This window comes from uncultured Sphingomonas sp., from assembly GCF_964243315.1.
Taxonomy (GTDB): domain Bacteria; phylum Pseudomonadota; class Alphaproteobacteria; order Sphingomonadales; family Sphingomonadaceae; genus Sphingomonas.
Map to the genome: position 1 here is coordinate 38,546 of NZ_CAXTEM010000025.1, position 6,153 is coordinate 44,698.

At 70.6% G+C, this 6,153-nt stretch carries 7 protein-coding genes; 2 read left to right on the top strand and 5 right to left on the bottom strand.

The genetic code is table 11. The features are described from left to right. Nucleotides 1-34 precede the first annotated feature (34 nt). Both def and recR read right to left on the bottom strand, forming a co-directional pair. Nucleotides 35-562, bottom strand: a complete 528-nt coding sequence (gene def, locus ACFE77_RS09355; protein WP_375421365.1) for a peptide deformylase — start codon at nt 560-562, stop codon at nt 35-37. Nucleotides 563-593: 31 nt separating this feature from the next. Beyond that, on the bottom strand, nt 594-1,190 hold the full coding sequence (gene recR / locus ACFE77_RS09360) for a recombination mediator RecR (protein ID WP_375421366.1): 597 nt from the start codon (nt 1,188-1,190) through the stop codon (nt 594-596). A gap of 54 nt (nt 1,191-1,244) precedes the next feature. On the opposite strand from recR, the gene fmt reads away from it, so the two are divergent. Further along, nucleotides 1,245-2,150 (top strand): methionyl-tRNA formyltransferase, encoded by a 906-nt coding sequence (fmt, locus tag ACFE77_RS09365; protein WP_375421367.1) that lies wholly within the window; start codon nt 1,245-1,247, stop codon nt 2,148-2,150. Next, nucleotides 2,147-2,893: a tRNA pseudouridine(38-40) synthase TruA gene (truA, locus tag ACFE77_RS09370; protein ID WP_375421368.1), complete on the top strand. Its 747-nt coding sequence runs from the start codon at nt 2,147-2,149 to the stop codon at nt 2,891-2,893. Before fmt ends, truA begins: the two co-directional genes overlap by 4 nt. Nucleotides 2,894-3,092: 199 nt before the next feature. On the opposite strand, the gene ACFE77_RS09375 is transcribed toward truA, so the two are convergent. The 3 genes from ACFE77_RS09375 to ACFE77_RS09385 all read right to left on the bottom strand — a co-directional run. Next, nucleotides 3,093-4,274 (bottom strand): class I SAM-dependent RNA methyltransferase, encoded by a 1,182-nt coding sequence (locus tag ACFE77_RS09375; RefSeq protein ID WP_375421369.1) that lies wholly within the window; start codon nt 4,272-4,274, stop codon nt 3,093-3,095. Next, on the bottom strand, nt 4,271-5,647 hold the full coding sequence (locus ACFE77_RS09380) for an NAD(P)H-hydrate epimerase (RefSeq protein WP_375421370.1): 1,377 nt from the start codon (nt 5,645-5,647) through the stop codon (nt 4,271-4,273). Before ACFE77_RS09380 ends, ACFE77_RS09375 begins: the two co-directional genes overlap by 4 nt. 6 nt (nt 5,648-5,653) lie before the next feature. Beyond that, nucleotides 5,654-6,153: dihydroxy-acid dehydratase (locus ACFE77_RS09385; protein WP_375421371.1), on the bottom strand; the 500-nt coding region annotated here is incomplete at its 5' end.

The window sequence follows — 6,153 nt, forward strand, 5'->3', positions numbered from 1 at the left end:
GGGAGGAGTAAAGAAAGTCAGCTTAGCCCGCTACTTACCCGCCAGACTTGCGCATCTTGTTGAGCTTCTTGATCACCATATCCCGCTTCAGCCGGCTGATGTGATCGATGAACAACACCCCGTTCAGATGGTCGATCTCATGCTGCATGCATGTCGCCAGCAACCCGTCGAGCTCCTGCTCATGCTGCCCGCCCTGTTCGTCCAGCCATCGCACCCGGCAACTCGCGGGCCGGGCGACCTCGGCATATTGCTCAGGGATCGACAGGCAGCCTTCGTTGTAGACCGACACCTCCTCGCTGACTGACAAGACCTCCGGATTGACGAACGCCCGCGGCGCGCGGATCGGCTTGCCGTCCTCGCCTTCCTCGTCCTGCAGGTCGATCACCAGCACGCGCGACGCGACCCCGACCTGGATCGCGGCGAGCCCGATCCCGTTCGCATCGTACATCGTGTCGAACATGTCCGCGATCAGCGCGCGGGTCGCGTCGTCGACCGCCTCGACCGGCGTGGAGACCGCGCGCAGCCGCGGGTCGGGAATTTCAACGATCGGAAGGACGGCCATCCCGGTCAGCTAGGAAAGCTCTCGCCCAGCGTCAACCCACCGGGCGGCGCGCGCGAAGCGCCTGCGCCAGCGTGCCCTCGTCCAGATAATCGAGCTCGCCGCCGACCGGCAGCCCGTGCGCCAATTGCGTGACCCGCACGGGAAACCGCTCGATCCGCTCGGCGACGTAGTGCGCAGTGGTCTGTCCCTCCAAGGTCGCGTTCATCGCGAGCACGACCTCGTCGATGCCCCCCTGCTCGATGCGCCGCACCAGCGAATCGATCGTCAGATCCTCCGGCCGTACCCCCTCCAAAGCAGACAATCGGCCGCCGAGCACATGATAGCGTCCGGGAAACAGGCGCGACCGGTCGAGCGCCCACAGATCGGCGACCTCCTCGACGACGCACAGCGCCCGCGCGTCGCGCCGTGTGTCCGCGCAGATCGAGCAGGGATCGGTGGTGTCGACGTTGCCGCAAACCGCGCACGTCGCCAGCCGCTCGTCGACCGCCGCCAGCGCCGCGAGCAACGGCCCCATCGCCGCCTCGCGCTTCTTCAACAGATGCAGCACCGCACGCCGCGCCGATCGCGGACCCAGCCCCGGCAGCCTTGCCAGCGCCTGGGTCAACGCTTCGATCTCGGGTGACGCCATGACCGACAGATAGGGGCTTGCATGAGGCGGCGCCAGCGCGTTGAAGCCCAGCCCATGCGTATCGTCTTCATGGGAACGCCGGACTTCGCGGTGCCGGTGCTCGACGCGCTCGTCACCGCGGGTCACGAGGTCGCCGCCGCCTATTGCCAGCCGCCGCGACCGGGCGGGCGTCGCGGCCGTGAACTGGTCGCCTCCCCGGTGCAGCATCGCGCCGAGGCGCTCGGCATCGACGTCCGCACCCCGACCACCCTGCGCGACCCCGAAGCGCAGGCCGCCTTCGCCGCGCTGGACACCGATGTCGCGGTCGTGGCCGCCTATGGCCTGATCCTGCCGCGTCCGATCCTCGCCGCACCGCGCCACGGCTGCCTCAACGTCCACGGCTCGCTGCTGCCGCGCTGGCGTGGCGCGGCGCCGGTGCAGCGCGCAATCCTCGCCGGTGACGTGGAGACCGGGGTCGGCATCATGCAGATGGAGGCTGGCCTCGACACTGGCCCGGTCCGACTCGAGGGCCGCACGCCGATCGACCGCAAGACCGCGGGTGATCTCACCACCGAACTCGCCGCGTTGGGCGCGCGCCTGATGGTCGAGGTCCTTGCCGATCTACCCAGCTACCCCGCGGTCCCCCAGGTCGAGGACGGCATGACCTACGCCCCCAAGATCGACAAGGCCGAGGCACGGATCGACTTCGCCCAGCCCGCGATCGCGATCGAGCGGTCGGTCCGCGCCTTCAATCCCGCGCCCGGCGCCTGGATCGAGATCGCGGGCGAACGCGTGAAGATCCTCGCCGCTGAGATCGAGCATGGCGACGGCGAACCCGGCACCGTCCTCGACGAGCGAATGGCGATTGCCTGCGGCACCGGCGCGATCCGCCCGACGCTGGTCCAGCGCGCCGGGCGTTCCGCGGGTCCCACCGCGGAACTGCTCAGGGGCTTCCCGGTCGCGGTCGGCACCCGGCTTTGACCCGCTTCGCCCTGACCGTCGAATATGACGGCGCGCCCTTCATGGGCTGGCAGCGCCAGTCGCACGGCCCCAGCGTCCAGGGCGCGATCGAGACCGCCGCCGCGGCGATGACCGGCGAGACAGTCGCGGTCCACGCCGCGGGCCGCACCGACGCCGGGGTCCACGCACTGGCGATGCGTGCGCACCTCGACGTCGACAAGCCCGTCGAAGCATTCCGCCTGATGGAGGCGCTCAACGCCCTCCTCCGCCCCGCCCCGGTCGCGATCCTCGCCTGTGAAGCCGTCCCGGACGACTGGCACGCGCGCTTCTCCTGCACCGGCCGCGCCTATGAATACCGCATCGTCAACCGCCGCGCGCCGCTGACCCACGAAGCGGGCAAGGCGTGGCAGGTGCCGCAGCCGCTCGACGCGATCGCGATGCACCGCGCCGCGCACCTGCTGGTCGGGCGTCACGACTTCACCACCTTCCGCTCCGCCCACTGCCAGGCCGACAGCCCGGTCCGCACCCTCGACCGCCTCGACGTCGTCCGTTTTGGAGACCGCATCGCGATCCACGCCGAGGCACGCTCCTTCCTACATCACCAAGTCCGCTCGATGGTCGGCTGCCTCGCATTGGTCGGCATGGGCCGCTGGACCGTCGATCAGGTCGGCGCCGTCCTCGCCGCACGCGACCGCGCCCGCCTCGGCCTCAACGCGCCGCCCGACGGCCTGTTCTTCGTGTCGGCGAGCTATCCTGCCGGATGACGGCACCTACTTGACCCGTTCGTGCCGAGTAGAGATCGAGTAGCTCCTGCAAGGAGCGTATCGAGAGCTCGTATCGAGGTACAGGTTACGCGCGACAACCCATCCCTCGATATGCCGTCTCGATACGCCGCTACGCGGCTACTCGACAGCTACTCGGGACGAACGGATGAGGGCGAGGGCGAGGGCGAGGGCGAGTGGATCAAGCTCGCACGAACCGCGACGCCAGTTCGACATGCGTCGACCACCGAAACTGCCCGACAGGCTGCACCCAATCCAGCGTCCACCCCGCCTCGCACAGTATCTTCGCATCGCGCGCGAAGCTCCCGGGATTGCACGAAACATAGCCGATCACCGGCGCCTTGGTCGCCGCCATCGCCTCGATCTGCTCTCGCGCGCCTGACCGCGGTGGATCGATGATCACCGCATCGAACCGGTCGAGCTCGGCGGTGGTCAGCGGCCGGCGGTACAGATCGCGATGCTCGGGAAACACCGGCCGCCGCGCACGCCCCGCCGCCGCCTTCAGCGCATAGAGCGCATCGCGCGCACCCTCCGCCGCATAGATCTTGCCCGGCAGCGCCAGCGCGAAGGTGCCGAGCCCGGCGAACAGATCCGCCACCGTCGCCGCGCCGCTCACCGCCTCGCGCATCGCCGCGACCAGCGCCGCCTCACCCTCGCCGGTCGCCTGTAGGAACGCGGCCGGCGGAAACGGCACGGGAACCCCCCCGAGCGTGATCGTCGCCGCATCCGGCTCCCACCGTGTTTCCGGCCCCATGCCGTCGTCGATCGCGAATCGTGCGACGCCGTGGCGCTCGCAGAACGCGTTGATCGCCTCCGCCGCTGCCAGCCCCTCGGCGGCGATTCCCGATACCAGCACATCGGGACCCTGATCGATCAGCGCGAGGTGGATGTCCGCCCGCCGCCGCAACCCGAGCTGCCTCAGCAACCCGCGAAGCGGCGCCACCAGCGCAAACAGCGCCGGATGGAGGATCTCGCACATCTTCATGTCGACGATCGAATGGCTTTCCTGCTCGGTGAAGCCGAGCGTGATGCGGCCGCCCTTGCCGTCTGCATGCAGCGTCGCCCGCAGCCTCGTCCGCGGCGGCGACACCAGCGGCGGGCGCATCGGTGCCGACAGCCCCTGCCCGTCGAGCGCCGAGAACACCCGGTCGGTCACGAACGCGGCATAGGCGGCATCGTCGAGATGCTGGAGCTGGCACCCGCCACACGCCGGAAAATGGATGCAGGGCGGCACCTGGTGATGCGGGCCGGGCACCACGACGCCGTCATCGGTCAGCATGTCGCCGGGTGCGGCAAAGGCGGCGTGACGCCCATCGGCGGTCACGCCATCGCCGCGCGCGGCGACGCGAAGGATTTCGGTCATAGCGCCGCCCTAGCAGCGGAGAGCGCGGCGGCAAGGTCGTCGGCGACGAAGCTCCCGCCGCAGCGCCGCGCCGCGTCGGCGTGCAGCCATACCGCCGCCGATGCCGCCGCGAACGGATCGAGCCCGCTTGCGATCATCGCACCCGTCGCACCCGCGAGCACGTCGCCGCTTCCCGCAGTGGAGAGCCACGCGCTCGCCGCGCCGGCGACGCAGACCCGACCGTCGGGCGCCGCGATCACGGTATCCGCGCCCTTGTAGACGACGACCGCACCCGCTGCCGCCGCCGCGGCAAAAGCGCGATCGATCTTGCTGCCCGCCATGTCGCCGAACATCGCGCGGAACTCGCCCTCATGCGGCGTGAGCACGATCGTGCCGCCATGCGCCCGCAGCGCGGCAGGATCGGTCAGGTGCAGGGCATCCCCATCGATCACCAGCGGTCGCCCCGAGCCGAGCGCGGCCGCCAGCTGTTCCCGCGCCTCGTCGTCGCGGCCAAGCCCCGGTCCGATCAGCAGCGCGCCGATCCGCCGATCCGCCAATGCCGCCGCGGAAAACGAGCGCCGGACCACCGCATGCGTCGTCGTCCCGCTCCCGCCGAGCAACAGCGCATAGCCGGCGCCCGCCCGCAGCGCCGCAATCGCCGCCAGTTCCCCCGCCCCGCCCATCGCACCCGACACGATCGCAACCATCCCGCGGGTGAATTTGTGCGCATCGGGCCCGGGTGGCGCCAGCACCGGTGGCGCCATGGCACGCACCGGGCCGCCAACCCCGACGCCAATGTCCAGCACCCGCACCGCCCCGGCATAGCGCGCGGCAGGTTGCAGCAAATGCAACGGCTTTGCCGCGCCGAGCGCCAGCGTCAGTCCGAAACAAGGCGGCTCGCTCAGCACCGCGCCATCGTCGGTCGCGACCCCGCTCGGCAGATCGACCGCGATGGACAGCCAAGCCTCGCTCGCCAGCCGACGCAGCGCGGCAGCGACCGGCGCCTCCAGCGGCCGCGTCAGTCCGGTTCCGAACAGCCCATCGACGAGCACCGGCGCGGCAATCGCGTCGCCAAGGTCGCCGACGCCGTCACCCCAAGCCTCAAGCGCCCTTGACGCCGCATCGGTGCGCGGCGGACCGCTGGCCGCAACCCGCACCGGCACCCCAGCCGCGCGCAGCCGTGCCGCGGCGACATACCCGTCGCCGCCATTATTCCCTGGCCCGCACAGCACCAGCACCTCGCGCCCGCCCGCGAGCCGCTGGACCGCAGCCGCCACCGCGCCGCCCGCCCTCTCCATTAGCGCGTCGACACTCGTTCCGCCCGCGATCGCCACCTCTTCCGCCGCGCGCATCGCCACCGCGGTCAGGATCGGGCGACCGTCGATCGGCGTCATTTCCGTTTAGATATCTGCATAGACGTGCCGCTCCGCCGCCGCGCCCGGATGCGTCACCGCGCCCTGCCAGGCCGGACCGACGTTGCGCGAATAGCGCCACAGCGCCCCCGACTGATAGTCGTTGACCCGCGGCTGCCACGTCACCCGGCGTGCCGCCAGCGCGTCGTCGGCGACGAGCAGGTCGATCGTCCCCGCCTCTGCATCGATCCGGATCATGTCGCCGTCCTCGACCAGCGCGATCGGCCCGCCATCCGCCGCTTCCGGACCGACATGGCCGATGCAGAAGCCGCGGGTCGCGCCCGAGAACCGCCCGTCGGTGATCAGCGCCACCTTCTCGCCCATGCCGAGCCCGTAGAGCGCGGCGGTGGTCGACAGCATCTCGCGCATGCCCGGCCCGCCCTTCGGCCCCTCGTAACGGATCACCACCACCTCGCCTTCGCGAATCTGGCGTGCCTCGACCGCCGCGAACGTATCCTCCTCGCAGTCGAACACCCGCGCCGGGCCTT

What these genes read in the sequence shown, in the direction of transcription:
- ACFE77_RS09380 (WP_375421370.1), bottom strand. Translation starts at nt 5,647, where the DNA reads ATGACGCCGATCGACGGTCGCCCGATCCTGACCGCGGTGGCGATGCGC.
- recR (WP_375421366.1), bottom strand. Translation starts at nt 1,190, where the DNA reads ATGGCGTCACCCGAGATCGAAGCGTTGACCCAGGCGCTGGCAAGGCTG.
- fmt (WP_375421367.1), top strand. Translation starts at nt 1,245, where the DNA reads ATGCGTATCGTCTTCATGGGAACGCCGGACTTCGCGGTGCCGGTGCTC.
- ACFE77_RS09375 (WP_375421369.1), bottom strand. Translation starts at nt 4,274, where the DNA reads ATGACCGAAATCCTTCGCGTCGCCGCGCGCGGCGATGGCGTGACCGCC.
- def (WP_375421365.1), bottom strand. Translation starts at nt 562, where the DNA reads ATGGCCGTCCTTCCGATCGTTGAAATTCCCGACCCGCGGCTGCGCGCG.